The following is a 26350-nucleotide window of genomic DNA, read 5'->3' as shown; positions in this document are numbered from 1 at the left end:
CCTGCGACGACGTCATGGACTTTAGTTTACGCGAGCCGGCTTTCTCCCGTTTCAATTTTATGACGCTGCCATGCCCCCTGCCGTGACCGATTGCCTTGCCCGTGCCCTGTGGCTGAAACCGCCGTATGACTGCGAGTTACGTGAACAACATCTGCCCGAGCGCGCGCCTGGGCAAGTGACCATCCGTAGCCTTTATTCTGCGGTCAGCCGGGGTACGGAAACACTGGTATTCGCAGGTGCTGTGCCCGAAAGCGAGTACGAGCGCATGCGCGCCCCCTTTCAGGCCGGCCAACTGCCCGGCCCGGTCAAGCACGGCTATGCCAACGTCGGCGTGGTCGAAGCCGGGCCGGATGGTTGGCTCGGGCGGCACGTGTTCTGTCTGTACCCGCATCAAACCCGCTACGTGGTGGATACGGACGCGGTCATCGCCCTGCCGGCAGATGTGCCCGCGGCGCGCGCGGTGCTGGCCGCGAATATGGAAACCGCGGTCAACGCGCTCTGGGATGCAGGAATTGGCGTGGGCGATCGCGTCACCGTGGTCGGTGCCGGCGTGATTGGCGGCCTGATCGCGGGGCTCGCGAGCGCGCTGCCGGGCACCGATATCGAACTCGTGGATATCGATACCGGCAAGGCCGCGCTGGCCAACGCGCTCGGTGTGGCTTTTCGTACACCCGACAACGCGACCGGTAATCGCGATGTGGTGGTTCACGCCAGCGCCAGCGCGGCCGGGCTGAACACCGCCATCGGCCTGGCCGGCTTCGAGGCTACGGTTCTGGAAATGAGCTGGTACGGTAGTGCGCCGGTCAGCGTCGCCCTGGGCGGGGCGTTTCACTCGCAGCGCCTGACCCTGCGTTCGAGCCAGGTGGGCGCGGTCTCGCCGACCCGTCGGGCGCGGCGCGATCATCGTTCACGCTTGGCGCTGGCGGTGTCGTTGCTGGCCGATCCCCGCTTCGATGCCTTGTTCGAAACCGAGGACGCTGCGTTCGACGACCTGCCAGCGGTCATGCACCGTCTGACCCGCGACGAAGACAAAAGCCTGTGTCAGCGCATCCGTTACGACTGACCGTAGCTATCCATTCTCAGACCTCACGCAAGGATTCGACATGTTCAGCCTGACCGTTCGCGACCATTTCATGATCGCCCACAGCTTCGAGGGCGAAATCTTCGGCCCGGCCCAGCGTACGCATGGCGCGACCTATATCGTGGATGTCACCTTCATGCGTAAAGAACTCGATGCCGACGATCTGGTCATCGATATCGGCCTGGCCAGCGATGCGCTCAAGCGCACCCTCGCCGACCTGAACATGCGCAATCTCGACGAGATGGACGAATTTAACGGGCGCAACACCAGCACCGAATTCCTTGCCCGTGCGGTGTTCGAGCGCCTGCGCCAGGCCATCCATGCCGGTGAACTCGGCGAGAGTGCGCGCGCGCTCACGGCCATGCGCGTGACCCTCGCCGAGTCGCATATCGCCTGGGCGAGCTACGAGGCCGATATTTGAGCGCGGCCACCTTCATCGTCGCGGGCACGCTGGATCAGCCCACGGGCGGTTATGTCTACGATCGCGCGATTATCGATGGCCTGCGCAGCCAGGGCCTGGATATCGAGGTCATCGAACTGCCCGGGCGGTTCCCGCTGGTCGACGACACCGCCCGCGCCGCTCTCGAGCATGCCCTGGCGAACAGCAGGAGTCAGGCGCCGATTGTGGTCGACGGGCTGGCTGCGGGCGGCGCACCCGAGGTTGTAGAACGGCATGCCGACACGCGGCCGATCGTCGTATTGCTGCACCACCCGCTGGCCGATGAAACGGGCCTCGATGCCGACACCGCGGCCCGGTTATTGGGATCGGAACGGCGCGTGCTGGCCTGTGCACGGCATATCGTCGTCACCAGCCGGTTCACCGCGCGTCGACTGGCCGTGCTCGGCCTGGCCCGCAGCGCGGATGTGACCGTCATCGAACCGGGCGTGCGTACAGCCCAGCCCAGCCGCCCGACGTCTGGAAGCCCGTGCCGGCTGCTGTGTGTCGCAAGCCTGATTCCACGCAAGGATCATCTGATGCTCGTCGAGGCGCTCGCGCGGCTCGGCGAGCTCGACTGGGTCTGCGATTTCGTCGGCGACGACCGGCGCGATCCCGCGCAGGCCCAGGCAATTCGCGCGGCCATCGACCGGCGTGGGCTGACCGATCGTATTCGCCTGCGCGGCAGTCAGCCGCGCGCGGCGATCGACGACTTCTACGCCGCGGCGGATCTGTTCGTGCTCGCCTCGCGCTACGAAGGCTACGGCATGGTCATCGATGAAGCCGTGGCCCATGGGCTGCCGATCGTAACCACCACCGGCGGCGCGCTGGCCGATACGCTGCCGGTCGGCGCGGGGATCGCCGTGGCCCCGGGTAGCAGCGACGCCATGGCCGAAGCACTACGTACCCTCATTACGGATACCCAGCAACGCGCCTGTGCCGCCGCCGGGGCACGCGCCGCGCGGGCACGCCAGCGCGACTGGCAAGCAGCCGCGTGTGAGTTCGCCTCGGTACTCAGCGTATGAACGACGCCGATCGCCATGCCTATTTCGCTGCCGACTGGCTCAGCCTGCGCGAGCCCGTCGATCATGCCGCGCGGGCCGAATCACTCACCGCAGCCGCCGCCGACTGGCTCGCCGGCCAGGCGGACGCGACCTACCGGATCATCGATCTGGGCGCCGGGCGCGGCTCGAACCTGCGCTATCTGGCGCCGCGCCTGCCGGCACGCCAGCACTGGTGTTTGCTCGATCACGATCGCGGCCTGCTCGACACCACGCGGGCCGAAGCCGACCGCTGCACGGACGCCAATGGCGGGCCGGTCACCATCGAAACACGCACGCTCGATCTGGCCAGCGCGGATCTCGAGGCAGCGCTCGATGGTGCGAAGCTGGTCAGCGCGGCCGCGCTGTTCGATCTGGTCACGCAAGACTGGATCGAACGTCTGGCTCGTGCCTGTGCCCGCCGCGGTGCGGCGGTTCTGTTCGTGTTGAGCATCGACGGTCATATCGACCTGGCCCCCGCGCACGCTGACGATGCCGTTGTATTCGATCTGCTCGCCGCGCACCAGCAGCGCGACAAGCAATTCGGTGCGGCCCTCGGCGAGCGCGCGCCTGCCGTGTTGCAACAAGCCTTCGAAGCCCGGGGTTACACCGTCACGCGGCGATCCAGCCCCTGGCAGATCGATCGTACACAGAGCGAGCTCGGCGCGGCCTTGATCGAGGGCTGGCGCAGCGCGGCCTGCGAACAGGCGCCACAGGCCGCGGCCAGGATCGACGACTGGGCAAAGGCGCGTATTCGCGCACTGCGCCGCGGTGAACTGGCGATGAGCGTCGGCCACGAGGATATGTTCGCGACGCCCGGTTCATGAACCAGGGCTTTCGTTTTGCGCTGCGCGCGCTGATCACCGTCGCGCTGCTGGCGACCGTGTTCTGGCAGATCGAGCCCGCCGCGCTCGCCACACAGTTCGACAACCTGCGCTATTCATGGCTGGCGACCGCACTCGCGCTGACCGTGCCACAGGTCGTGATCTCAGCCTGGCGCTGGCGGCTGACCGCAGGTTGCGTCGGCCTGCGGCTGTCGATGAAAACGGCGATTCGCGAATATTATCTCGCGACGTTTCTCAACCAGGTATTGCCGGCCGGCGTACTCGGTGATGCCCACCGGGCCTGGCGCCATGCACGGCGCGACCACGATAGCGCCGCCGCCTGGCATGCCGTGTTCATCGAGCGCTTTTCCGGCCAGCTGTCGCTTGCATTGATTACGCTCATTGCCCTTTGGCAAACACCCGCGCTCATCGATGGCATGCGCCGGAGCCTCACGGCCATGCCGATATCGCCGATGCAAAGCGCGCTGCTGATCGCAGCCCTGCTGCTGTTGCTCGCCGCCGGGCGACGCTGGGCCGGCCGTTCCCCCAACTTGTTTGCGCCGATCGTACGTCTGGGCAGCAATCTACGCCGCAGTCTGCTCGCGCCCGGCGTCTGGCCGGCGCAATTCGTGAGTTCGCTGCTGGTGGTCGCCGGCTATATCGGCGTGTTTCTGCTATGCGCCCGGGCGATCGATACGGGCACGCCAACGGCCGAACTGCTGTGGCTGGTGCCGCCGGTGCTCATGGCCATGGCGCTGCCGCTGTCGATCGCCGGCTGGGGCCTGCGCGAAGGCGCGGCGGCAGTGGTATGGACGCTCGCCGGCCTGCCCGCTCAACAGGGCGTGGCCCTGTCGCTTTGCTACGGCGTGCTCGTACTCGTTTCCAGCCTGCCCGGCGCGCTCGTACTCGCCTTCTGCGCTCGCGAGCCACACCAAAGACCAGATATGGCCGAATGAAAACGGATCAGAAAGAAGCAGATTGGTCCGCAAATGAACGCCAATACACGCAAATGTAAAGAGACAGTTCGTGGGCGAGTGGCTACTCGCTACCCTCAAGCCGGCCATGAAAACCCCAAACTGCTGGCTAGTCTTTTGTCTTTATTCGCGTTCATTGGCGTTCATTCGCGGACAACGTGTCTTTTGCCTTCGCGACGACGGCTTGAAGAATATCCGTCCGCAAATGAACGCGAATACACGCAAATGGAAAAAATGTCTTCCAGCGCATCAGGTCATCAGTCGGCCGCAAGGGCCTTTAAAAACGCAGAACACCAATACTGCTTTGTGTTTATTTGTGTTTATTTGTGTTTATTCGTGTTTATTCGTGTTTATTCGCGGACAAACGGTCTTGGGCTTTGGCGATGATCCCTTGAAGAAAATCATCCGCAAATGAACGTGAATACACGCAAATGGAAGAAGTCTCTTCCCGCGCATCAGGTCATCAGTCGGCCCTAAGGACCTTTAAAAACGCAGAACACCAATACTGCTTTGTCTTTATTCGCGTTTATTTGCGTTCATTCGCGGACAAACTGTCTTGACTTTGGCGATGATCGCTTGGAGGAAATCATCCGCAAATGAACGCAAATGGAAGTAGCAGACTGGCTTGTTGTCTTTTATTCGCGTTTACTCGCAGACTCCTCGCAGACTCACATCTTGCCGGCGCGTAGGTCGAGGTCGAAGAACATATCGTCACCCATCGGCGTGCTGCGACACGGTGGGCGCAGGGCCGTGTCCAGACGCTCGATCGGCCATAACGACAGCGCGGGGCGGCCGGAGCCGATGAGCATGGGCGCGACCACCACATGTAACCGGTCGAGCAGCCCGGCGTCGAGAAAACGCGAGATCGTCACCCCACCGCCCTCGACCAGCACGCGTTCCAGCCCACGCTCGGCCAGCATGGCCAGAATCACGGCCGGGTCCAGGGTCGCGCCATCGCCGGGCATCACCACCCGTTCCACGCCGGGCGGGCTCGGGGGCGCGTCGGTGGCGACTACATGCAGTGTTGGCACCGAATCGTCGCAAAACAGGCGGCGGTCGGCACTCAGTCGCGCGCGTGGATCAAGCACGACACGTACCGGGTTGGCGCCGGGCACGTGGCGTACGGTTAGCTGCGGATCGTCGGCCGCGACGGTGCCCGCGCCCACGATGACCGCATCGACGAGCGCACGCAGACGGTGTAGATGGATCCGGCTGGCCTCACCCGTAACATAGTGGGAATGCCCGCTTTCGGTCGCGATACGTCCATCCAGGCTCTGGCCGAGTTGTGCGATCACGAAGCGCGCGCCGCCGAGCGCGACCGGCAACAACGTATCCAGCAGCGCCGCCGCTGTGTCGGATACGGGGGCCTTTATCTGCCAGTCACCACGCGCATCGATTAGTATAGGCGCCTGCTGCGTATTTCCGTCGCCAAGCGTCGTCGGCGCGATGCGCCGATCAATGCGTGCATCCTGAATCAAACGCCAGGCGTAATGGTCGTCCATCAAAGACATGATTGGGTCGTCGCGGGCTGATTTGGGTTGGCGGCGCGTTTAGCGCATGCGTCACACGCGCAGAATAATGCCACGCCCCGTGCAGCCGCACGGCCGATCACACCGCGGGCGCGATACGCGCAACTTGAGTTTTGCGAAATAGCAACCATACCGGGACACAGTATGCGACAGGTGGAACGTTCGATATTCGATTTGCGGCGCGGTCTTCCCGTGCTTATTCGCCACAGTGCGCCGCAAGCCGATGACTCGCACAGCGCCACCCTCGTCGCCCCGTTGGAAGGCATGACCGATGACATCCTCCAGCGTCTGGCCGAACACGCCGGCAATCCCTGTGCGCTGATCGTCACCCGCCACCGTCTGGAGGTGATGGGCCTCGATAGCGACGCCGAGGTTGCCGCGCTGCCGATCACTGACAGCCAGTCTGCGACGCAGCTCATCGAATGGGCCTGTGCCCGCCATCCGCAATCGCCGCCGACAGCGGCGTCGCTACAAAACGCGGACGTTGGTGACGCCGCCGGGCTGACCCTCATGCGCCGGGGCCTGCTCATTCCGGCAGCGATCACCGCGCCGGTGGCCGCCGACCGGCTCGCGGCGATCGAAGCCCGGGTCACCGACGGCAGCCTGCTGGCCACCGATACCGACGCCGTAGCGGGTTACGACAACGAAGCCCCCCGTTTTCTCAAGCGCATCAGCGCGGCCGATGTGCCGCTCGATGATGCGCCGCGTTCGCGCTTCGTGCTGTTTCGCGAAGCGGACGGCATGCGCGAACATCTGGCCATCGTGATCGGCGACCCGCAGAAATGGGCCGATGCCGTGCCGGTGCGCCTGCATTCGGCCTGTCTGACCGGCGATCTGTTCGGTAGCCTGCGCTGCGACTGCGGCGAACAGCTGCGCTCGAGCGTGGCCAAGATCGACGAGCACGGCGGCGGCGTCTTGCTCTATCTGGCCCAGGAAGGCCGCGGCATCGGCCTGGCCAACAAGCTGCGCGCCTATAGCCTGCAGGACGAAGGCCTCGACACGGTGGATGCCGATCACGTGCTCGGCTTTGGCGACGACGAACGCCGCTATAACGTGGCCCTGGAAATGCTCGCCCAGCTGGAAATCCACCGGATCGAGCTACTCACCAACAACCCCTCCAAGATCGCGGCCATGAGCCGCGGCGGCGTGACCGTGGTCCAACGCAGCGGCGTGTATGGCCGGGTAACCCACCAAAACCGGCGCTATCTCACCGCCAAGGCAACCCGTGCCGGCCACTGGCTCGATCAGGTGCTCGGCACCACGCCGGAAGACGCAGCGGCCACCGACAACTGATCGTGGTGTGGCCTCACAAGCGAGCGACTCTGGATGCTGATCACAGCGATTTGCGACGGAATTAGTCCGCAAATAAACGCGAATACACGCGAATGGAAGTAGATAGTTCGTGGGCGCGTGGCTGCTCGCCACCCTTGAGTCTGCCGCGAAAATCGCAAACTGCAGACTTGGCTTTTGTCTTTATTCGCGTTAATTAGCGTTCATTCGCGGACAAACGGTCTTGGGCTTCGGCGATATTCGATTGAAGAAATCGTCCGCAAATGAACGCAAATACACGCAAATGTAAGTAGGCAGTTCGTGGGCGAGTGGCTGCTCGCTACCCTCGAGCCGGCCGCTAAAACCGCACACTACCGGCTAGCCTTCTGTCTTTATTCGCGTTTATTGGCGTTCATTCGCGGACAACGTGTCTTTTGCCCTCGCGACGACGGCTTGAAGAATATCCGTCCGCAAATGAACGCGAATACACGCAAATGGAAGAAGTCTCTTCCCGTGCATCAGGTCATCAGTCGGCCCCCGAGGACCTTTAAAAACGCAGAACACCAATACTGCTTTGTCTTTATTCGCGTTTATTGGCGTTCATTCGCGGACAAACAGTCTTGGTCTTTGGCGATAATCGCTTGAAGAAAATCGTCCGCAAATGAACGCGAATACACGCAAATGTAAGTAGCCGGTTCGTGGACGCGTGGCTGCTCGCTACCCTCGAGCCGGCCGAGAAAAGCGCAAACTGCAGACTGGCCGTTTGTCTTTATATTCGCGTTTATTGGCGTTCATTCGCGGACAACCTGTCTTTGGCTTCGGCCGATAACTCGAAGTAATCGTGGGCCAGTCGCGAACACGCAAAAAGTGGCTGTCAGGGATTGCGGTGACCGAGCGTATCCAGATCGAAGGCCAGCGTTTCGTCGATGATCGCGGCCAGGCGGACGCTGAAATGTGTGGCCAGCGTGGCGCCGCGCTCGGCGCTGGCCAGGCGGGTATCGCCGGCCACGCCCTGCGGATGCAGATCTTCGGCCATCCAGGCAAAGCCGGCGTCGCCTTCGGGCAGTAACGTGGCTCCTGCTGCGGCGCGATGCGCGCCGATGGGTTTGAAGTCGGCCAGCTGGTCACGCCGCACCGAATCCGGCGCGAAATGCAGCATCAACGAGGTTTCCAGCGCGCCGCCGTGCAGGCCGTGGGCAAGCTCGTCCGCCGCGAGAATGGCCGGTGGCGCGCTAAAACGAAAATAATTCGCCTTGACCACGAGCATGGCGTGGGCCGCGCGCAGCTTGAGCGCGACGATATCGAGCACCGCCTTGTTGCCGCCGTGACTATTGAACAGCAATAACCGGCGAATGCCGGCCGCCGCCAGCGACGCGCCGATCGATTCGATCACCGCGATTGCGGTTTCCGCGTCGAGGCTGAGCGTGCCGGCAAAGCTACTGTGTTCCGGACTCGCGGCGATGGCCATCGTGGGCAACACCAGCACCGGCGCGCTGGCTGTATCCATATGTTCGAGGGCGCCGGCAAGCAATCCCTCGCCGATTGTTACATCGGTGGACAACGGCAGATGCGGGCCGTGTTGTTCGATGGCGGCGATCGGCAAGACGGCCAGCGCGCTGTCGTCGGCCAGTTCAGCCAGTTCCGGGCCGCTCAGGTCCTGCCAGTGGTGCCAGGCCACAATCAGGCTTCGCTGTCGCGCGGCATCCGGCCCATGAGATAGAACTCGTCGTTGGGCCGCATCGAGGTCAGGTTGGCCATGCGATTCGACAACGCGAAAAAGGCCGCGATCGCGCCGATATCCCAGATATCTTCGTCACTGAAACCGTGTTCGGCCATCCGTGCATGGTCCTCCGGGCCGACCGTATGGGCGGCATTGGACACCTGTACGGCGAAATCGAGCATCGCACGCTGTCGCGGCGTGATATCGGCCTTGCGATAGTTGACCGCGATCTGGTCGGCGATCAGCGGATTACCCTCGCGAATACGCAGAATCGCGCCATGGGCGACCACGCAGTACTGGCATTGATTGATGCCCGAAGTCGCCACCACGATCATTTCCCGCTCGCCCTTGGTCAGGCCGCTCGGTTTTTCCATCAGTGCATCGTGATAGGCGAAAAACGCTCGAAACTCGTCGGGACGATGCGCCAGCGCCCAGAACACGTTGGGCACGAAGCCGGCCTTGTCCTGCACCGCGAGAATACGCTCGCGAATATCGTCCGGCAGGTCGTCGGGTGCCGGTACGTTGAAACGGCTGATCGGTTTATCCATTACACGCTCGATGCTTGGAAGACGCCGCGCAACAATAGCAGCGATCGGTGCCGCTCGCGGCTAATTGCTGTTTTCGCCCGCGCGCGCGGCAGGCTCGCGTACGAAGCCCAGCGTTTGCGCCATTAAGGCGCGATCGCAGCGATACACGGGCAGGCGCGCACCCGCGAAGGCGATTTCCAGCTCGGTCTGTTCGCCGCTGGGGGTATCGAGCGCGCCCTCGAGCGCCTGTTCGTCGATCTCCGCTTCACTGCCCGCCTCGTGCAGGCGTTCAAGCACCCAGGCCAGATCAGCGCCCTGAATGAGCACCGCGCCCTGCGGCGTATCGAGCACGCCCGTACTTTCTTCATCCAGATACAGCGCGGTGGCGCTATCGATGGGGTTGCCGGTATGGGTCACCAGCCGGTCATCGGCCTGGACCCGTGCGACCAGCGGTGCGTATTCGAGTTCGATATAGCCACGCTGCGGGCCATTCTGAAAGAACCAGCGGCCGTAGTCGTCCACGCCGTAATTGCGCGCGATCGTATCCACGATACGGCGATGGCGAATCACCTCGCCCTGAATCAGCCATTCGCCGCGCCGGTTGAGCCCCAGCCAGCCGAATAGTGCCGGCACGTTCGGCATGCGCGCCATCGCGCGTTCCACCCAGTCGTCCATCGCTCATGCTTGTCGTTGATTCAGAGCGTGATCATACGCTGCGCGCGGCGCGTACCGACACGGCGATGGCCCGCGACCCGCTTGTGCTGGCACGCCCGGCCGCGATCTGCTGCAATCGCGATATGTACGATTGCATTGTCGTTGGCGGCGGTATTGTGGGCCTGGCCACCGCGCGTGAACTGCTGCGCCGCGAACCGGCGCGCCGCGTGCTGGTACTGGAAAAGGAAGCCGAACTGGCCGCGCATCAGACCGGCCACAATTCGGGCGTGATTCATGCCGGCGTCTATTATCCGCCCCAGTCGCTGAAAGCCCGCTTCTGCGTGGCCGGCAATACCGCCACGCGCGCTTTTTGTGCCGAGCACGGTATTGCCTACGAGACGCCCGGCAAACTGCTCGTGGCAAGCGTCGAGGCCGAGCGCGCGGGGCTGAAGAGCCTGTTCGAGCGTATCGCGGCCAACGGGATTGAACACCGTTGGCTGGAAGCCGACGAACTCGCCGACCGCGAGCCTGCGGTACGCGGCGTGGCAGCCATCCATGTGCCGAGCAGCGGTATCGTCGACTACCGCGCGGTCAGCCGCGCGCTGGCGGCGGATATCGAAGCCGCCGGTGGCGAAATTCGTTGCCAGACGCCGGTGCGTGCCCTGCATGAATATGCCAGCGAAGTCGTGGTCGAAACGCCGAACGACACGCTGCACACGCGTGAACTCGTGGCCTGTGCCGGGCTCATGGCCGACCGGCTGGTTCGTATGCTCGATATCACGCCCGATTTCATCATCTGTCCGTTTCGCGGCGAGTATTACCGTCTGCGCGCGGCGCGGCGCGATCTCGTGCGCCATCTCATCTATCCGGTACCCGAGCCGGGCATGCCGTTTCTGGGCGTGCATCTCACGCCGATGATCGACGGTTCGATTACCGTCGGGCCCAACGCGGTGCTGGCAACCGCGCGCGAAGGCTATCGCCTGCGTGACGTGAACATGGGCGACACGGCCGAACTACTGGCCTTTGCCGGCGTACGCCGCATGCTCGCCCGCCATATTCGCCCCGGACTGCATGAACTACGCAATGCCCTGTCCAAACGCGCTTATCTCGCCCGTGTGCAGCGCTACTGCCCGCAACTCGAACTCGACGACCTCGAAGCCCACCCGGCTGGCGTACGCGCCCAGGCGGTGGCCCGCGACGGCAGCCTGATCGGCGACTTCAAGTTCGTCGACACACCGCGCACCCTGCATGTTTGCAACGCGCCCTCGCCCGCGGCGACCTCGGCGCTGCCGATTGCAGCGCATATCGTCGACCGGCTGAGTACACGCGACTGAATACACGTTCGTCTTGCAAGCCGCCGAGCGCGCGTTAGCATCGCCGCCATGATGCGCCCCGCCAAGGAAACCCCATGACCGATCAGAACGCCGTTCATTTCTACGAGCCCCGTAACGGCCACGGCCTGCCCCACGACCCATTCAATGCCCTGGTCGCGCCGCGACCGATCGGCTGGATTTCATCGAAAAGCGCGAACGGCACACTCAACCTCGCGCCCTACAGCTTTTTCAATGTCTTCAACTACACGCCGCCCATCATCGGCTTTTCCAGCGTGGGCTATAAGGACAGCGTGGCCAATATTCAGGAAACCGGCGAGTTCGGCTGGAATCTGGCCACCGAAACACTCGCCGAGCCCATGAACGAAAGCTGTGCCGCCGTCGGCCCCGAGGTGAACGAGTTCGAACTGGCCGGACTCACGCCCGCGCCGTCTCGCGTGATCGACGTACCGCGGGTGGCCGAAACGCCGGTATCGTTCGAGTGCCGGCTCAGCCAGGTACTACGCTTGACCGGCGCTGATGGCAGCCAGACGAACACCTGGCTGGTGCTCGGCGAAGTGGTGGGCGTGCATATCGACAAACGACTGCTCGTCGACGGTGTTTACGATACCGCGGCCGGCCAGCCGATCATGCGCGCGGGCGGGCCGGCCGATTATTTCCGAATCGGTGCCGATCAGCTGTTTCGTATGCGCCGGCCTGGCGCATAGACAGCGGCGCGATTCGGCGACGCTGGTTAGCCGGCGTCGCTATCGGTCTTTTCACTGGCGCTGCGAATACGTTCGATCACCGGCCCACATTGGTTTTCCTCGCCACCGGTCGGCGAAACCAGCGCCAGCAGTGAGGCCGCCGGGGTGGCAGCCACGCCCAGTGCCACCGCGGCCGCGCCGCGCGCAAGCAGCGGCCCGGCCTTTACGCCGGGCGACGGGTCGGCAAAGGTGCCACGCACATACAACGGCGAGCGCAGCGTGAACAGACGCGGACCCTTGCTCTTGGGGGTAATGGTCAGATCCAGGGTTTCCGGGCCGAAATCGATATCGCCGGTGATATTCACGATCGCGTTTTCGGTATCGAATACGAATACCGTCGGCGTTGCCAGGCCCTGGTCGACCGGGATATCGGCCGCCGCGCAATTTATACGCACCAGCTCGTCGCCGAACAGCTTGCCGACGACATAATTGCCGACGTTCAGCCCGGCCAGTTCCATGAGATTGCGACTGATCGCACCGCGGTCGATGAGCACGGTCAGGCGCCCGTTCGCGCCGCCCAGCAATGCCGCCACCGAGTTGCCGGTACCGGTAAAACTCGCATCGGCATTGATCTGACCGAGACTGCCGTCCAGCGCTTCGACCTCGGGCACGATTTCGTCGAGCTGCAAGCGCCGCGCATGCAGATCCGCTCGCGCGGCCAGCGGCGACTTGTTGCCTTCCAGGCGCACCGTGGTATTGAGCTCGCCCTTGGCCACACCGAAGCGCAGCGGGTCCAGCAGAATTTCGCCGTTGTCGAGTACGAGGTGGGTATACAGGTCGTTCAGCGGCAAGGTGTCGCCGTGCTGGATGCTTTCGGCGGTGAATTTCACATCCGCATCCATCGCCGCCCAGCTGTCGGTATCGAAGGTTTCGACCGGCAACACCTTGTCCGTGGGCTGACGCGTGGATTCGCCGCGCTCGGCCTTGTGTTCGTTGGAATCCGCGCCGATCAATGGCGCGAGATCAGCAAAGCGCAGCTGTTTGGATTTGAGTTCGCCGGTGAGCTTCGGACGTTCGCCGCGCTCATCAAAGCGCAGGCTGCCATGGATATCGCTGTCGCCGATGTGCCCGGAGAAGTTGCGATAGGCAAAGGTCGAACCCTCGACGTGATTGATCTCGGCGCTCAGATGCCCGCGGGTGGCATAGGCGGGCGTCGGCGGCAGCGTCACGCCGGTCAGGCGCTGGAGGTTGTCGAGACTGGCGCCGGAAAACGCGACGTCCAGATCCGCGCCGCCGAAATTCAGCGGCTGACTGATCGTACCCGCCACCTGTACCCGCGTGCTGCCCGACCGCACATCGGCCTGAACCGGGAACGGCGTGGTTTCGCTCTTGAGCGCGAGCACGCCGCCGATCTTGCCCTGGCCGGACAAGGGCGCGCCACGATAGCGCCCGTCAATATCCCAGCCGAAGACATAATCGCGCACCGCCGCAGCGTCGGTTTCCACGGCGCTGTCGTCGCCCGTGACCTGGGCAAAGGGCACGGCCTTATCCAATGGCTTGACCGTGAGATCGATATTCGCGTCGAGTGTGGCATCGCGGTAGTGCACCGTGCCTTTGTCGAAGGCGATTTCGTCGATGTCCACCGACCAGGCGCTGCCTTGCGAGGCATTGTCATCACCGCCCGTGTCGCCGCCGATATCGAAGGTCCAGTTATCGCGGCCATCGGCCTGGCGAACAAGCGTGGCATCCGCGCCGGCGAAGGCAATACGCGGCAATGATATTTCCTTGGAGAACAGCCCCAGCGGCGCCAGCCAGGCATCCACGCGCGCAACACGGGCCATCGTTTCCGGCTCGAAGCCCTGCGCATTGGCCAGGGTGATGTCCTGGGCGTGCACATGCGGCCACGGAATCCAGGCCGCCAGACCCTGCTCATGTTCGGGTCGATCCCAGTCCAGACCCAGGTCGCCACTGATGGCGAAATCGCGTCCGATCGCTTCGGAAACCTGCGCGTTGAGCCAGGGCTTGATACGGTTGAAATCGAACAACAGCACAAACGCGACCAGTATCAACACCACGGCCACCAAACCGCCGAGGATGCCGATTCCGATTTTCGGTGCACGCTTCAAGGCGCTCTCCTGAAAAGAAATATGGCCTATGCAGAAGCAATTATGGCGCTAAACGGCACGCCGGTGTAGAACAGCCCCCTCGACCCATTTCCAAAACGCAGGTCCGCCATGACCCGATCCCCCTTCCCCGCTGTCACGGCCGCGCCGCTGATTTGCGCGCTCCTACTGGCTGGCGGCTGCGCCAGCAGCGCCGATCGCCCGGCGCCGGCCCAGGCCGCGCCGGCCCCCGCGGTCAAATTACTGACCTATCGCTGCGAAAGCGGTGCACGTGTACGCGCGACCTATCCCACCGATTCGATCGCGCTGGTGCGCTATCGGGGCGAAACGCGTGAGTTGCAGGTGGTGCGCGCAGCCAGTGGCGTGCGTTATGTCAACGACGATCTCGAATGGTGGACGAAAGGCAGCGGCACCGGCGCCACCGCCATGCTTTCGCAACGTGACAGCGATAACGTGCTCGAGCGCTGCGAGCAGGTCGCCGTCGAGGGCTGAGTCAGCCGCGCCCGCCACCCCGCCCGGTCGCGCGTATCGATCGGGTCACAGCGCTTGAAGGCCTGCTTTCTCGCCCCGATAATCCGGGCATCACGTTGAATCACGCACCGCGCGCAAGGACTTTTCATGGCCGACAAAAAATCCATCCTCACCGAAGATTCGCTGGATTTTCTCGAGCGCTATCTCAACAACGCGTCACCGACCGGTTATGAATCGTCGGGTCAGAAACTCTGGATGGATTATCTGGCGCCCTATGTCGATGAATTCATTACCGACGCCTACGGCAGCGCGGTGGGCGTGATCAATCCGGATGCGGACTACAAGGTCGTCATCGAAGGGCATGCCGACGAAATTTCCTGGTATGTGAATTACATCACCGACAACGGTCTGATCTACGTACTGCGCAACGGGGGCTCCGATCATCAGATCGCCACCTCCAAGCGGGTGAATATCCATACCCGCAACGGCATCGTCGACGGTGTGTTCGGCTGGCCGGCGATTCATCTGCGCGATCCGCAGAAGGAAGAGACACCCAAGAAAGACAATATCTTCGTCGACGTGGGCGCGACCTCGAAAGAAGAAGTCGAAGAGATGGGCATTCACGTCGGCTGCGTGATCACCTACCCGGACGAATTCTTCGTACTCAACGGCGACAAGTTCGTCTGCCGTGCCATCGACAACCGCATGGGCGGCTTCATGGTGGCCGAAGTTGCGCGCCTGATTCACGAATCCGGCGAGCGTCCGAACTTCGGGCTCTACGTGGTCAACTCGGTACAGGAAGAAGTCGGCCTCAAGGGCGCAGGCATGATCGCCGAGCGCATCAAGCCCAACGTGGCGATCTGTACCGACGTGACCCACGACACCACCACGCCGATGATCGAGCAGAAGAAAACCGGCACCGCCAAGATCGGCGCCGGCCCGGTGATCACCTATGCCCCGGCGGTCCAGAACCGTGTGCGTGAGCACTTGATCGCGACGGCCGAAAAACACGAAATCCCGTTCCAGCGCTTGGTCAGCGCGCCAGCCACTGGCACCGATACCGACGCCTTCGCGTACAGCAACCAGGGCGTCCCCTCGGCGCTGATCGCGCTGGCCCTGCGCTATATGCACACCACGGTGGAAATGGTGCATCGCGACGACGTCGAGAACGTGATTCGGCTGATTCACGAATCCGTGCGCAGTCTGGAGTCGGGCACGACGTTCAGTTATTTCGACTAAGGCCAGACAGCGGGCGCGATGTTGCAGACGATTGCGGCTGGGCCGGGTCTGTCTCATTCCGCCTGCCCTTCTTACGGGTGAGCTGATCGGCTGGGCTGGCGAGCAGTCCTCGACCGCGCGTGCTTAGGCACGCCCGTTCGGCTACGCGCAGCAGGCCGGCAGTTGAGCGATACTTACAATTGATCCCGATGTTTTCCATTCGCAAATCGGCTAGCGGGGCGCCCGGCCATGATCGGTAGCCTCGCCGCCCTGCTCCTCTTCCAGCTCGCCGGAGAAATCATCGTGCGCCTGACCGGCGCGCCGCTGCCGGGCCCGGTGCTGGGCATGATCCTGTTGTTCGTCGCGCTCGTCCTACGTGGACGCACGCCCAAGGTGTTCGCCGATACCAGCCGTGGCCTGCTTAATTACCTTGCGCTGCTGTTCGTGCCGGCGGGCGTGGGCATCATCAGCTATCTGGGTCGCGTGGCCGACGAGTGGTTGGCAATTACGATCACCCTCGTTGCCAGTACCGCGCTCGCGGTGATCGTGACCGCGTTCACCCTGCGCGCGCTGACCACCCATCGGGGCGATTGATATGGACCGGCTCGCGCAGATCTGGGTCTATATCGAGGAAACGCCCCTCCTGTGGCTAACCCTCACGCTGTGCGTGTTCTGGCTGGCGCAACAGCTGTATCGACGCTTGGGCAACTTTGCCCTGCTCAACCCCGTGCTGGTGAGCGTGATCGTGCTGGTCGTCATCCTCAAGGCAACCGGCACGCCGTATGCGGATTATTTCGAAGGTGCCCAGTTCATCCATTTTCTGCTCGGGCCTGCAACGGTCGCGCTGGCGGTACCGCTAGCAGCACAGGCCGCCGAGCTGCGCCGCTACTGGCTGCCGATCACCATCGCGCTGACGGCCGGCTCGCTTACCGCGGTCGCAAGCGCCATGCTCATCGGCTGGATGCTAGGACTCGACTCGCAGACGCTACTGTCGATGCTGCCCAAATCCGTGACCACACCGATCGCCATGGGTGTGGCCGAACAGATCGGCGGTCTGCCCTCGTTGACCGCCGTGCTGGTGATTCTGACCGGCATCACCGGCGCGGTGATCGGCATTCCCCTGTTGCGCCTGCTCGGCCTGCGCGACCCGGTAGCCAAGGGGTTCGCCATGGGCGTGGCCGCCCATGGCATCGGCACCGCACGCGCCTTCGAACACAGCGAACGCGCCGGCGCCTATTCCGGGCTGGGCATGGGCCTGAACGGCGCACTCACGGCCCTGCTCGTGCCGCTGCTGGTGTGGCTATTCGGCCTGTAGACACAGGGGCTTGTCTCGACCCTGCCCTGTACCCATGCTGGAACGTATAACGACCCACGCCGGGACCGGCTCAACCCGATCGACTGCGCGGCACGGCGCTTCACCATTCAGCGCCCTTCCGCGCGCCCGCCCTGGCCCGATTCGAAGACACCATGAACGACGAAACCAACGAAGCGACCGAACAACACAGCACGCGAAGCAACCATGCCGACGAGATCAGCCATACGCTGGTCCACAGCGGCCCGGCCCCCAAGCCGGAGGTGATCCAGATTCTGCCCATGCGCGAAACGGTGCTGTTTCCGGAGCTGGTCATGCCGGTGGTGATCGACCAGCCCGGCGCGATTGCCAGTGCCCAGCATGCAACCCGCAACAAGCAGCCGGTCGGCCTGCTGCTCGCCGCCCCCGATAACGACGACGAAGACAATGGCGATACGCCCGGCGCGGGCCTGCACCGTATCGGTACGGGCGCCAACATCATGCGCTATGTCACCAGCCCCGACGGCGAGCACCATCTGGTGTGCCAGGGCATCGCGCGTTTTCGGGTACGGGAGTTTCTCAAGGACGACGAAGGCCGCCTGAGCGCAAAAGTAGAGTGGCTCGAAGAGCCCGCGCCGGAGGGCGACAAACACGTCGATGCACGCATGGACAACCTGCGCAACAGCGCGCTGGAGGCCATCGAGCTGATGGATCAGCCCTCGCGCGAGCTGGCCCATGCCATTCGTTCGATCACGTCGGCCGCCCTGCTGGCCGACGCGGTGGCCGGCTATCTCGGCCTAAAGGCGAAGGAAAAACAGCAGATTCTCGATGCGGTGGATCTGGAATCGCGTCTGGATCGCGTGCAGTCGTTTCTCGACTATCGCCTGGAGGTCATGCGTCTATCGCGCGAGATCAACCAGCAGACCCAGCAACGCATGGGCGAACACCAGCGCAAGGCCATGCTGCGCGAACAGATGCGCTCGATCCAGCGCGAACTCGGCGAAGACGAAACCGTGGCCGAAGAGGTCGAGCGCCTGCGCGAAGCCCTCGACGAGGCCAAGCTGCCCGATGAAGCCGCCGAACAGACCGAGCGCGAGCTGCGCCGGCTTTCGCGCATGTCGGATGCCTCGGCCGAATATTCGATGGTACGCACCTATCTCGAGCTCATGGCCGAGCTGCCCTGGTCGAAGCTGTCCAGGGACCGGATCGATATCGACGAGTCGCGCGCGATTCTCGATGAAGACCACTACGGCCTCGACAAGATCAAGCGCCGTATTCTCGAGCATCTGGCGGTGCACAAGCTCAACCCCGAGGGCAAGGCGCCGATTCTGTGCTTCGTCGGCCCGCCCGGCGTGGGCAAGACCTCGCTCGGACGCTCGATCGCGCGTGCGATGAATCGCGAATTCGTGCGTGCGTCGCTGGGCGGCGTGCACGACGAATCGGAAATCCGTGGCCACCGGCGCACCTACGTGGGCGCGATGCCCGGCAGCATCATCAGCCATCTGCGCAAGGCCGGCACCCGCAACCCGGTGTTCATGCTCGACGAAATGGACAAGCTCGGCGCCTCGGCCCACGGCGACCCGGCCTCGGCGTTGCTGGAAGTGCTCGACCCGTCGCAGAACGACAGCTTCAACGACCACTATCTGGGCGTGCCCTTCGATCTGTCGAAGGTGATGTTTATTGCCACCGCCAATGTGCTCGACTCCATTCCGGGGCCGCTACGCGATCGCATGGAAGTCATCGAAGTGCCCGGCTACACCCGCGAGGAAAAACTCCAGATCGCCAAGCGCTATCTGGTGGATCGCGCGCTCGAACAGGCCGGACTGACGCGTACGCAGTGCGATATCGCCGATGCGACGCTGGAAGCGCTTATTTCCGATTACACCCGCGAGGCAGGCCTGCGTAACCTCGACCGCGAAATCGGCGCCATCGTGCGCCATGCCGCGGTCCAGGTCGCCGAAGGCAAACCCGGCCCGGGCACGATCGCACCAGAAGATCTGGCCGAGATTCTCGGCCCGAAACGTGTCGATAACGAAATCGCCATGCGTACGAGCATCGCCGGTGTCTCCACCGGCCTGGCGTGGACCCCCGCCGGCGGCGATATTCTGTTCGTCGAGGCCTCGCGCGCGCCCGGCAGCGGGCGGCTGACCATTACCGGCCAGCTCGGCGATGTCATGAAAGAATCCGCCCAGGCCGCGCTCAGCCTGGTCAAGGCCCGCGCCAAGGACCTGGGCATCGAGCAGGAACGCCTGGACAAGTCGGATATCCATATCCACGTACCGGCCGGCGCGATCAAGAAGGACGGCCCCAGCGCGGGCGTAGCCCTCTACACGGCGCTCGTGTCGCTACTCACCGACCGCAAGGTGCGCGCGGATGTCGCCATGACCGGCGAGATCAGCCTGCGCGGGCAGGTGCTGCCCATCGGCGGCGTGAAAGAGAAAACGCTCGCCGCTCACCAGGCCGGCATCAAGACCGTCATGCTGCCCGAGCGCAACCGCAAGGACGAAGAGGATATTCCCGACAACGTACGCAGCGCACTGGATATCCGCTACGTGTCGCATGTCGACGAGGCGATCGAGATCGCGCTGTCCGAGGCAGATTAGCCGATACTGCTTTGCATTGATCGCTTTTACACCGGTGTCCGAGCGCAATGCCCTGGAACATCTGCATAGATGTGTGTCGATCTTCGGCTAGCTATTTAAAAAACGTAGCCGCCAAAGGAACGGCGCGAGGAGCGTTCTTTGGAGACATAATCGAAGATTGCGCCCTATATGTCCGCAGATCGACGCCGATCCACGCAGATCGGGAAAGCCTGTCGGCCAAAGTTCAATGTCGAGAGCCATCTCCGTAGATCTGCGTTGATCTGCGGATAATTCTCAAGGAACGCAGCCACCGCAGGAACGAACCGTCTGGCTCGACCGTTGTGGCGCACATTCTTTGAAGGCAGAACCGCCGATTGCGCGGGCTGACTCATTACCGGCCCTGCCGTGCGGTGGGCACAGGCGCGATTGCGCTTTACATGTCCGCAGATCGACGCCGATCAGCACAGATCGGGAAAGCCTTTCGGCGCATTGTCGAGATACATCTGCGTAGATCTGCGTCGATCTGCGGACAATGCTTGAGGAACCTCGCCTCCGCACGAACATCTACGCCGAGGCTGGAAAGGTTGCTGGGCGCGGCCGCGCCGCCTCGATTGCGCGCTTAGCGCCCGTGTTCGGCTTCGATCTCGCGCAGCCGTGCCTCGATGGCGAATACGTGGGCATCATCGGCCTCGAGCTTGCGTAGCGCGTCGGCCAGATTGAGCAGATAGTCGCGGTTGGGCCCGCTGGGCCCGTGCGAGACGGCGATCTGGCGGGCGATGGCATCAATGGGTGCCTCGCCCAGCCAGGCCTCGTTTTCGGCCGTGGCAATATACACCAGACCTTCATCGTGGCTGCCGTCGGCAAAGGTCATCTCGGTGGAAAAACGCAGATAGCCGTTTTTCTCACGATGATCGAGATGCCCGAATACGGCCGGGGTAATGCGATAGGCCATGCCGGTGCAGACCTTGCCCGGCGCTTCGACCAGCGTCGCAACCCGCCCGGGCGCCTCGGGCGTACCCCGATGATCGTGCGACCCCTGCCAGAAACGCCGCTGCCAGCCCGTGATCGTGGCCGGCTTTCGGTCGATATAGTCGAAACCGGCCTTGTAGATCAGCGAGCCGTAGCCGAACAGCCACAGCTCGTCTCGGTCTTCGAAACGCGCCGCTTCGCGGTTGGCCGCCGTCGTATCGAAAGACATGCGTCTGCTGCGTTCAGGCGGCCTTGGGCTCGGTTTCGCCGGCCACGCCGAAGTGCGTATACAGCCGATCGAGCACGCCCCGCAGCGCCTCACCCTGCAAGGCCACTCGCGCGGTGAGCTCGGCCACGGCATCGCCGGCGTCGAGCGAATCCAGATCGTCCTGGATCAGATCGAGCGCGCGGATACGCTTGAGATCGAGATTCTCGTCGAGATCGAACTCGATGGCATCGTCGACCGCCACATTGAGCTTGACGACCTGCATGCCGGCTGCCAGATGCGCCAGCACTTCGTCGCGCTGCAAGTCCATGGCCGTAATACGCACGCTGGATTTCACCTCGTCGGTGGTCTCGAACACGCAGCGATCGCCACATTCGAAGCCGTTGGGCAGCGCATTGACGTCCTCGAGCCAACGCGACATTTCCTCGGCCGGGCGCACGCGGGCATCCGGACGTGCGACCGGCAGGCTGCCCAGAGCTTCGCGCAGGCGCGCCACCACATCCTCGGCGCGTTTTTCCGACGAGGCGTCCACCCAGACACGATTGGCCCGCAAGTCGATGATCAATGGGGTGCGCTTGGAGCGGGTGAATGCCCGCGGCAACAGCTCGAAATGGGCCTCGTCCTTGATATCGGCCTTTTCGCGGCGACTGACCTTGCGTCCTTCGGAGGTTTCGATACGCTCCACGCGCTCGTCGACTTCCTCGGCCAGCACGGCATTGGGCAACACACGCGTGATTTCCTGGTGTACGCAAATCACCAGACCATCAACTGCATGCACCATCGCATGTTCGCCCTTGATCGGCGGCACGAAACCATCGACCCGCGTGGCCTGGTCGCCGCATTCCGGGCATAGCGCATCGGCCAGCTTTTCGTCGAGTTCGGCGGCTGTCCAGGAAAAGGATTCGGTGCCGAGAAACACACAGAGATTACGTATCCACATAGCGATCGATAACCCATGGTCGGGGAAGGACGCGATCGGCTCGAGCCGACGGCGACAATGGAGCGCGACCATACCCAACCGCGCAGATCGCCTCAAGCCGACGCCCGGCCGGCCGCTATCCCTGACCGGCGCGCTGTGGCAACATTCGCGCCGCATCGCGCCGGCCGGGCACGCGCATGCACACGTTGCGCGCGAGCGCATGGTAACGACCCGGCGTGAAAACATAGAACACAGGGTTTTACCGGGGTGACCTGCCGCATGTGCCTAGCGCATGTGGCCCGCGGCCCAGCGCCACGCCGCCGATAAGAAAACGAAAGACCGACGTGCGCCCACGTGGGCTTGCAACGGCCGACGCACCGCTGTGCCGATGCGTAACGCGTATGAACCGGCTGTTATAAGCATCGAACGCTTTCGTATTGGTGAAGTCGGCCCCGTGCCCGCATGTCCAACGCTTTACCCAGCCAGACCAGGCCTGCCATGTATCGATTGTCTTCCGTCGCCCGTGTGTTGTCGCTGCTGCTGTTCGTTAGCGCCGTGAGCATGCTCGGCGCCTGCTCGTCCGAAAGTAACGCCACCAACGACAACAACGCCCAGCCTGCCGAACGCGTACAGGCCGAAATCGGCTATATGCCGATCCTGCCGGACGCGCCGCTGTTCGTGGGCCTGGAAAACGGTGATATCGCCGAGGCCGGTATCGATACCAAGCTGGTGTCGTTCCAGAACGGACCGGCGATGGTGCAGGCGCTGCTCGGTGGCCAGCTCGATATCGCCTATTTCGGCATCGGCCCGACGATGGTCGCCCGCGGCAAGGGCGCGGATATCAAGGTGGTGGCCTCCAACATCATCGAACAGATCAGTTTCGTCGCACTGGGCAACCTGGCGTCCTATTTCGAGAACGGCGACCCGGCCACCGCGTTCGCGCGTTTCGAAAAAGACAACGGCCGCAAGGCCAAGATTTCGACATTCCCTGTGGGTTCCGTGCCCCAGACCGTGCTCGCCTACTGGCTCGACAAGCAGCTGGGCGTTGAAGACGATGCCATCGACGTGATCTACCAGGGTGCGTCGCAGGTCCAGCAAGCGCTGCTAACCCATGCCGTGGACGGCGCGGCCATCCTCGAGCCGGTGGTCAGCATCGTGAAAAACCGGTTGGACGAAGCACGCGTGGTCGCCCACGGCGAAGCCATGTTCCCGGGTCAGCCCGGCGCCGTACTGGCGGTCCGCGCTGAATTCATCGACGCCCATCCCGAGATCGTGCAGAAACTGGTCGCGGCCCATGTCGCCGCCACGGAACAGCTCAAAGCTGGCGACGAGGCCGCTATCGATGCCGTGCATAAATATGTGGGCGGCGGGCGCTTGCCGCGCGAGGTCGTGGCCGAAGCAGTCGCCCAGTCGGCCGACAGCTTCGTGGCCGACCCCAATCGCATCATCGACGGCACCCGCCGCATGCGTGATTTCCAGCAGGCCACGGGCACGCTCGGCGCGAATACCGATATCGATGCGCTGTTCGAAACCCGTTTTTACGACGCGCTCGGCTCCAGCGAATCTGACTCGCAGCCGTAGCGCATGGTAACGAGCCCGAATAAAACACGTTCGCGCCGCGTTGCCCGACCGGCGCATGCCGCAGCCGCGCGGCTGCGCCGTATCCTGCTCGGGCTGGCCGGGGTGGCCGCATTCATTGCCCTGTGGAAACTCGCCTATCTATTCAACTGGGCACCGCGGGGCACGATACCGGATCCGTTCGCCGTGCCGGGCGCGCTCTGGGAAGAGTATCAAGGCGGGCGCCTGGTCCCGGCGATCGGCTCCAGTCTCGTGCACTATGTCTGGGGCCTGGGCATCGGCACGCTACTGGGCTTTGCGGTCGGTCTGCTCGCGGCCAGCCTGCGCGTATTCGACGAGGCCCACTACATGCTCGCGCGGATTCTGCGCCCGATTCCGCCGCTGGCCTGGGTGGTGTTCGCCATCGCCTGGTTTCAGGTCAGCCACGCCGGCGCCGCCTTCGTGATTTCCATCGGCGTGTTCTGGGTGAACTATTTCGCCACGGCGGCCGGTGTACGCGATGTCGACCCGCGCTATTACGAACTGGCGCGTGCCTTCGGCCACGGCGGCTTTTTCAAGCGAATTACCAGCATCACGCTGCCCGGCGCGGCCCCCGGTATTCTTTCCGGTATGCGCACGGGTGTCGGCCAGGCCTGGATGACGCTCATCGCCGCCGAGCTGCTCGGCGTACCCGGCATGGGCCAGGAAATGAATTCGGCCGCGGGCGTGGGCGCCTATGATGCCGTGGTGGTCTACATGCTCACGATATCGTTGATCTATACGCTTTCGGACGGGCTGTTCGCACTCGTGGAAAATCGCGTACTGGGGTGGCGACCATGAGCGGCACAGGCGCAAAACTGCTGGCGCTCAACGAGGTCGGTTATCGCTACCCGAACAGCGAACAGCCGGTTTTCGATGGTCTGAATTTCAGTATCGGCCCAGGCGAATTCGTCGCCCTAGTGGGCGGCTCCGGCGTGGGCAAATCCACGGTGCTGCGCTGCGTGGCTGGATTGGCCGAAGCCTCGTCCGGCCAGATCGTGCGTCCCGCACATACCGATCGCGGCACGCGCCCGAGCGCGGTCGTCTTTCAGGATACGCGCCTGCTGCCGTGGCGGCGTATTCGCGCCAATGTGGGCTACGGGCTGAGCGGGCTGGGCCTGTCACGCAGCGAGCGCGACGCGCGTATCGACGAGGTGCTGGATTTAATCGGTATGACCGAATTCGGCGACCGCTGGCCGCACGAGATCTCGGGCGGCCAGGCACAGCGCGTGGGCCTGGCCCGTGCGTTGGCCGTGCGCCCGCATATCCTGCTCATGGACGAGCCGTTTTCGGCGGTCGATGCGCTCACGCGTAGCCGCCTGCAGGATGAACTGCTGGCCATCTGGCAACGCCTGAACATGGCCGTGCTGTTTGTCACCCACGATATCGCCGAAGCCGTCTATCTGGCCCAACGCGTGTGTGTGATGCGCGGCTCGCCCGCACGGCTGGTGTTCGACGAAGCCGTACCCGCCCCCTATCCGCGTGAACGCGACGACAGCCAACTCAATGCATTCGCCCAGCGCGTGGCGGATGCGCTCTAAGGAAGCTCTGCATAACCTCTCGCGGATCGCGTTCGAGTCCTCACAGACGGTGCGGCAAGGCGCCCTGGCGCAGCGCCTGCCTTATTGGCAGGTCAAGCCTGGCAACGAGGCCGCAGCGTCTGTGAGGCCGAACCCCTTGCGGGCCGGGGCTTTGCGCGCGCTTGATCGGCGTCAGTGTTCGCTAGCGTGCAGCAAGCACGCTACGCTCTCACTTCCTTGCCAATCGCGCGCAAAGCACCCGGCGCGACCGCGACAGGTTGTGCAGAGCTTCCCTAAAGGTGTACCCATGTCCGAATCGCCGTTGCAACTGATCATTCACGCGGCCGACGCGGCCTCGCTGGCGCGGGCTCGCAGCAATGCCGCGAACTTCGTCGCCGCCCGGCCAAAGGCCGAGGTGGAAATCGTGGTCAACGCCGATGCCGTGGCCGCGGCACTCGAGGCGCCGCATACCACCGACGCCTATCTGCGCCTGTGCGCGAATACACTCGAAAAAAAGCAGCTCAGCGCGCCCGCCACGCTGGCACGCGTGCCGGCCGCGGTGGTGTATATCGCCGAGCGCCAGCGCGCTGGCTGGGCCTATATGCGTGCCTGACTGCGCCGACGCGCTGCGCTTATGCGCCGGCGCGTATCTCGGCGATCAAATCGTGCGGACAGTCCGAAAGCGTCTCGATAGCAGGGCGTGCATATAAATAGCCCTGCTGGAGCGTAATACCGCGCGCATAGAGCCAGCGCGCCTCCGCCAGCGTCTCCACGCCCTCGGCGATCAGGCGAATATCGAGCCGATCAGTCAGGGTCACCAGGCCGTCCATGATGGCCTGCCGGCGTTCGTTGCGATCGACATCGATAATCAGATTACGGTCGGCTTTGATCACGTCCGGGCGGATATCCACCAGCAGTTCGAGATTGGCGTAGCCGGCGCCGAAGTCGTCGATGGCGGTCAGAAAGCCCATCGCCCGATAGGATTCGACGATACGCTGCAAATGCAGACGATCGCGCACGTATTCGGTTTCGGTGACCTCGAACATGATGTTGTGCAGCGGCCAGCCAAGCTCGGAGGCCAGCTTCAGGGTCGCCTGGATACAGGCATTGGGTTCGTACACCGCATTCGGCAGGAAGTTGATCGATACCGGCCGCTCACAGCCCAGCCCGTGCGCGATCTCGATCGCGCGGGTACGACAGGCCTGGTCGAACCGATACAGTGACGCCGGTGTGACCTTGGCCAGAATTTCCCCCGCGGACTGGCCGTCTACCCCGCGCACCAACGCTTCCTGCGCAAAAACCTCGCCCGCGGCGATATCCACGATTGGCTGGAAAGCCATGGTGAAATCGAAGTCGAGGCCGTG

The 26350-nt window shown here is 63.5% G+C and carries 26 protein-coding genes; 18 read left to right on the top strand and 8 right to left on the bottom strand.

Annotation, left to right across the window (positions count from 1 at the left end; translation table 11 throughout):
• Window positions 1-70: 70 nt before the first annotated feature.
• From S4A8_RS11580 to S4A8_RS11555, 6 genes are all read left to right on the top strand, one after another.
• Window positions 71-1063: a zinc-dependent alcohol dehydrogenase gene (locus tag S4A8_RS11580; protein WP_353220272.1), complete on the top strand. Its 993-nt coding sequence runs from the start codon at window positions 71-73 to the stop codon at window positions 1061-1063.
• A gap of 40 nt (window positions 1064-1103) precedes the next feature.
• Window positions 1104-1502, top strand: coding sequence for a 6-pyruvoyl trahydropterin synthase family protein (locus S4A8_RS11575; RefSeq protein WP_353175777.1), 399 nt, complete (start codon window positions 1104-1106; stop codon window positions 1500-1502).
• Window positions 1499-2542 (top strand): glycosyltransferase family 4 protein, encoded by a 1044-nt coding sequence (locus S4A8_RS11570; protein WP_353220271.1) that lies wholly within the window; start codon window positions 1499-1501, stop codon window positions 2540-2542. The genes S4A8_RS11575 and S4A8_RS11570 overlap by 4 nt, the downstream gene beginning before the upstream one ends.
• A complete protein-coding gene (locus S4A8_RS11565) occupies window positions 2539-3384 on the top strand; it encodes a class I SAM-dependent methyltransferase (RefSeq protein WP_353220270.1) in 846 nt (281 codons plus the stop codon). The genes S4A8_RS11570 and S4A8_RS11565 overlap by 4 nt, the downstream gene beginning before the upstream one ends.
• Window positions 3381-4337 (top strand): lysylphosphatidylglycerol synthase transmembrane domain-containing protein, encoded by a 957-nt coding sequence (locus tag S4A8_RS11560; protein WP_353220269.1) that lies wholly within the window; start codon window positions 3381-3383, stop codon window positions 4335-4337. The genes S4A8_RS11565 and S4A8_RS11560 overlap by 4 nt, the downstream gene beginning before the upstream one ends.
• A gap of 70 nt (window positions 4338-4407) precedes the next feature.
• Window positions 4408-4770 carry a hypothetical protein gene (locus S4A8_RS11555; protein ID WP_353220268.1) on the top strand — a complete coding sequence of 121 codons (363 nt, stop codon included), beginning with the start codon at window positions 4408-4410 and terminating at the stop codon, window positions 4768-4770.
• 253 nt (window positions 4771-5023) lie between these two features.
• On the opposite strand, the gene S4A8_RS11550 is transcribed toward S4A8_RS11555, so the two are convergent.
• Entirely contained in the window at window positions 5024-5866 is an 843-nt protein-coding gene (locus tag S4A8_RS11550; protein WP_502950733.1) for a RibD family protein, read from the bottom strand.
• A 162-nt stretch (window positions 5867-6028) separates the two neighbouring features.
• On the opposite strand from S4A8_RS11550, the gene ribA reads away from it, so the two are divergent.
• Window positions 6029-7177 carry a GTP cyclohydrolase II RibA gene (gene ribA / locus S4A8_RS11545; RefSeq protein ID WP_353220267.1) on the top strand — a complete coding sequence of 383 codons (1149 nt, stop codon included), beginning with the start codon at window positions 6029-6031 and terminating at the stop codon, window positions 7175-7177.
• Window positions 7178-8027: 850 nt separating this feature from the next.
• Here ribA and S4A8_RS11540 read toward each other — a convergent pair.
• From S4A8_RS11540 to S4A8_RS11530, 3 genes are read right to left on the bottom strand one after another with little or no spacing between them, the layout of a single operon-like run.
• Complete coding sequence (locus S4A8_RS11540) at window positions 8028-8831, bottom strand: creatininase family protein (RefSeq protein ID WP_353220266.1); 804 nt, start codon at window positions 8829-8831, stop codon at window positions 8028-8030.
• 2 nt (window positions 8832-8833) lie between these two features.
• Window positions 8834-9421, bottom strand: a complete 588-nt coding sequence (locus S4A8_RS11535; RefSeq protein WP_353220265.1) for a peroxidase-related enzyme — start codon at window positions 9419-9421, stop codon at window positions 8834-8836.
• A gap of 60 nt (window positions 9422-9481) precedes the next feature.
• Entirely contained in the window at window positions 9482-10075 is a 594-nt protein-coding gene (locus S4A8_RS11530; protein WP_353220264.1) for a DUF2946 family protein, read from the bottom strand.
• A gap of 5 nt (window positions 10076-10080) precedes the next feature.
• Here S4A8_RS11530 and lhgD point away from each other — a divergent pair, with 5 nt between their 5' ends.
• Both lhgD and S4A8_RS11520 read left to right on the top strand, forming a co-directional pair.
• Window positions 10081-11388, top strand: a complete 1308-nt coding sequence (gene lhgD, locus S4A8_RS11525; protein WP_353220263.1) for an L-2-hydroxyglutarate dehydrogenase — start codon at window positions 10081-10083, stop codon at window positions 11386-11388.
• Between the two features lie 74 nt (window positions 11389-11462).
• On the top strand, window positions 11463-12092 hold the full coding sequence (locus tag S4A8_RS11520; RefSeq protein WP_353220262.1) for a flavin reductase family protein: 630 nt from the start codon (window positions 11463-11465) through the stop codon (window positions 12090-12092).
• 26 nt (window positions 12093-12118) lie between these two features.
• Here the strand turns inward: S4A8_RS11520 and S4A8_RS11515 are convergent, their stop codons facing one another.
• Window positions 12119-14197 carry an AsmA family protein gene (locus S4A8_RS11515; RefSeq protein ID WP_353220261.1) on the bottom strand — a complete coding sequence of 693 codons (2079 nt, stop codon included), beginning with the start codon at window positions 14195-14197 and terminating at the stop codon, window positions 12119-12121.
• Window positions 14198-14305: 108 nt separating this feature from the next.
• Here S4A8_RS11515 and S4A8_RS11510 point away from each other — a divergent pair, with 108 nt between their 5' ends.
• The 5 genes from S4A8_RS11510 to lon all read left to right on the top strand — a co-directional run bounded on the left by S4A8_RS11510 (window position 14306) and on the right by lon (window position 19777).
• Window positions 14306-14686 carry an MliC family protein gene (locus S4A8_RS11510; RefSeq protein WP_353220260.1) on the top strand — a complete coding sequence of 127 codons (381 nt, stop codon included), beginning with the start codon at window positions 14306-14308 and terminating at the stop codon, window positions 14684-14686.
• 126 nt (window positions 14687-14812) lie between these two features.
• Window positions 14813-15904 carry a M42 family metallopeptidase gene (locus S4A8_RS11505; RefSeq protein WP_353220259.1) on the top strand — a complete coding sequence of 364 codons (1092 nt, stop codon included), beginning with the start codon at window positions 14813-14815 and terminating at the stop codon, window positions 15902-15904.
• Between the two features lie 228 nt (window positions 15905-16132).
• Window positions 16133-16477, top strand: a complete 345-nt coding sequence (locus S4A8_RS11500; protein WP_353220258.1) for a CidA/LrgA family protein — start codon at window positions 16133-16135, stop codon at window positions 16475-16477.
• Window position 16478: 1 nt separating this feature from the next.
• Complete coding sequence (locus S4A8_RS11495; protein ID WP_353220257.1) at window positions 16479-17198, top strand: LrgB family protein; 720 nt, start codon at window positions 16479-16481, stop codon at window positions 17196-17198.
• Between the two features lie 152 nt (window positions 17199-17350).
• Complete coding sequence (lon, locus tag S4A8_RS11490) at window positions 17351-19777, top strand: endopeptidase La (protein ID WP_353220256.1); 2427 nt, start codon at window positions 17351-17353, stop codon at window positions 19775-19777.
• 598 nt (window positions 19778-20375) lie between these two features.
• Here lon and S4A8_RS11485 read toward each other — a convergent pair.
• Together S4A8_RS11485 and S4A8_RS11480 are read right to left on the bottom strand one after the other, a co-directional pair.
• A complete protein-coding gene (locus tag S4A8_RS11485; protein ID WP_353220255.1) occupies window positions 20376-20954 on the bottom strand; it encodes a gamma-glutamylcyclotransferase in 579 nt (192 codons plus the stop codon).
• A gap of 13 nt (window positions 20955-20967) precedes the next feature.
• Complete coding sequence (locus S4A8_RS11480; RefSeq protein ID WP_353175813.1) at window positions 20968-21891, bottom strand: recombination-associated protein RdgC; 924 nt, start codon at window positions 21889-21891, stop codon at window positions 20968-20970.
• 477 nt (window positions 21892-22368) lie between these two features.
• On the opposite strand from S4A8_RS11480, the gene S4A8_RS11475 reads away from it, so the two are divergent.
• The 4 genes from S4A8_RS11475 to S4A8_RS11460 all read left to right on the top strand — a co-directional run bounded on the left by S4A8_RS11475 (window position 22369) and on the right by S4A8_RS11460 (window position 25599).
• Window positions 22369-23451 carry an ABC transporter substrate-binding protein gene (locus tag S4A8_RS11475; protein ID WP_353220254.1) on the top strand — a complete coding sequence of 361 codons (1083 nt, stop codon included), beginning with the start codon at window positions 22369-22371 and terminating at the stop codon, window positions 23449-23451.
• A 3-nt stretch (window positions 23452-23454) separates the two neighbouring features.
• The gene (locus tag S4A8_RS11470; RefSeq protein ID WP_353220253.1) at window positions 23455-24267 is read left to right on the top strand and encodes an ABC transporter permease; all 813 of its coding nucleotides are present in this window, start codon (window positions 23455-23457) and stop codon (window positions 24265-24267) included.
• The gene (locus S4A8_RS11465) at window positions 24264-25007 is read left to right on the top strand and encodes an ABC transporter ATP-binding protein (protein WP_353220252.1); all 744 of its coding nucleotides are present in this window, start codon (window positions 24264-24266) and stop codon (window positions 25005-25007) included. Before S4A8_RS11470 ends, S4A8_RS11465 begins: the two co-directional genes overlap by 4 nt.
• 286 nt (window positions 25008-25293) lie before the next feature.
• Entirely contained in the window at window positions 25294-25599 is a 306-nt protein-coding gene (locus S4A8_RS11460; protein WP_353220251.1) for a hypothetical protein, read from the top strand.
• Between the two features lie 19 nt (window positions 25600-25618).
• Here S4A8_RS11460 and S4A8_RS11455 read toward each other — a convergent pair whose 3' ends face one another.
• Window positions 25619-26326, bottom strand: a complete 708-nt coding sequence (locus S4A8_RS11455; RefSeq protein ID WP_353175823.1) for an EAL domain-containing protein — start codon at window positions 26324-26326, stop codon at window positions 25619-25621.
• Between the last annotated feature and the right edge of the window lie 24 nt (window positions 26327-26350).

It is taken from the genome of Salinisphaera sp. S4-8 (assembly GCF_040361235.1).
Taxonomy (GTDB): domain Bacteria; phylum Pseudomonadota; class Gammaproteobacteria; order Nevskiales; family Salinisphaeraceae; genus Salinisphaera.
This window is presented reverse-complemented; position numbering and strand designations above follow the sequence as displayed.

What these genes read in the sequence shown, in the direction of transcription:
- S4A8_RS11550 (WP_502950733.1), bottom strand. Translation starts at nt 5,866, where the DNA reads ATGTCTTTGATGGACGACCATTACGCCTGGCGTTTGATTCAGGATGCA.
- S4A8_RS11530 (WP_353220264.1), bottom strand. Translation starts at nt 10,075, where the DNA reads ATGGACGACTGGGTGGAACGCGCGATGGCGCGCATGCCGAACGTGCCG.
- S4A8_RS11455 (WP_353175823.1), bottom strand. Translation starts at nt 26,326, where the DNA reads ATGGCTTTCCAGCCAATCGTGGATATCGCCGCGGGCGAGGTTTTTGCG.
- ribA (WP_353220267.1), top strand. Translation starts at nt 6,029, where the DNA reads ATGCGACAGGTGGAACGTTCGATATTCGATTTGCGGCGCGGTCTTCCC.
- S4A8_RS11500 (WP_353220258.1), top strand. Translation starts at nt 16,133, where the DNA reads ATGATCGGTAGCCTCGCCGCCCTGCTCCTCTTCCAGCTCGCCGGAGAA.
- S4A8_RS11470 (WP_353220253.1), top strand. Translation starts at nt 23,455, where the DNA reads ATGGTAACGAGCCCGAATAAAACACGTTCGCGCCGCGTTGCCCGACCG.
- S4A8_RS11460 (WP_353220251.1), top strand. Translation starts at nt 25,294, where the DNA reads ATGTCCGAATCGCCGTTGCAACTGATCATTCACGCGGCCGACGCGGCC.
- S4A8_RS11505 (WP_353220259.1), top strand. Translation starts at nt 14,813, where the DNA reads ATGGCCGACAAAAAATCCATCCTCACCGAAGATTCGCTGGATTTTCTC.
- lon (WP_353220256.1), top strand. Translation starts at nt 17,351, where the DNA reads ATGAACGACGAAACCAACGAAGCGACCGAACAACACAGCACGCGAAGC.
- S4A8_RS11510 (WP_353220260.1), top strand. Translation starts at nt 14,306, where the DNA reads ATGACCCGATCCCCCTTCCCCGCTGTCACGGCCGCGCCGCTGATTTGC.
- S4A8_RS11480 (WP_353175813.1), bottom strand. Translation starts at nt 21,891, where the DNA reads ATGTGGATACGTAATCTCTGTGTGTTTCTCGGCACCGAATCCTTTTCC.
- S4A8_RS11485 (WP_353220255.1), bottom strand. Translation starts at nt 20,954, where the DNA reads ATGTCTTTCGATACGACGGCGGCCAACCGCGAAGCGGCGCGTTTCGAA.
- S4A8_RS11580 (WP_353220272.1), top strand. Translation starts at nt 71, where the DNA reads ATGCCCCCTGCCGTGACCGATTGCCTTGCCCGTGCCCTGTGGCTGAAA.
- S4A8_RS11495 (WP_353220257.1), top strand. Translation starts at nt 16,479, where the DNA reads ATGGACCGGCTCGCGCAGATCTGGGTCTATATCGAGGAAACGCCCCTC.
- S4A8_RS11475 (WP_353220254.1), top strand. Translation starts at nt 22,369, where the DNA reads ATGTATCGATTGTCTTCCGTCGCCCGTGTGTTGTCGCTGCTGCTGTTC.
- S4A8_RS11520 (WP_353220262.1), top strand. Translation starts at nt 11,463, where the DNA reads ATGACCGATCAGAACGCCGTTCATTTCTACGAGCCCCGTAACGGCCAC.
- lhgD (WP_353220263.1), top strand. Translation starts at nt 10,081, where the DNA reads ATGCTTGTCGTTGATTCAGAGCGTGATCATACGCTGCGCGCGGCGCGT.
- S4A8_RS11575 (WP_353175777.1), top strand. Translation starts at nt 1,104, where the DNA reads ATGTTCAGCCTGACCGTTCGCGACCATTTCATGATCGCCCACAGCTTC.
- S4A8_RS11465 (WP_353220252.1), top strand. Translation starts at nt 24,264, where the DNA reads ATGAGCGGCACAGGCGCAAAACTGCTGGCGCTCAACGAGGTCGGTTAT.
- S4A8_RS11565 (WP_353220270.1), top strand. Translation starts at nt 2,539, where the DNA reads ATGAACGACGCCGATCGCCATGCCTATTTCGCTGCCGACTGGCTCAGC.
- S4A8_RS11535 (WP_353220265.1), bottom strand. Translation starts at nt 9,421, where the DNA reads ATGGATAAACCGATCAGCCGTTTCAACGTACCGGCACCCGACGACCTG.
- S4A8_RS11560 (WP_353220269.1), top strand. Translation starts at nt 3,381, where the DNA reads ATGAACCAGGGCTTTCGTTTTGCGCTGCGCGCGCTGATCACCGTCGCG.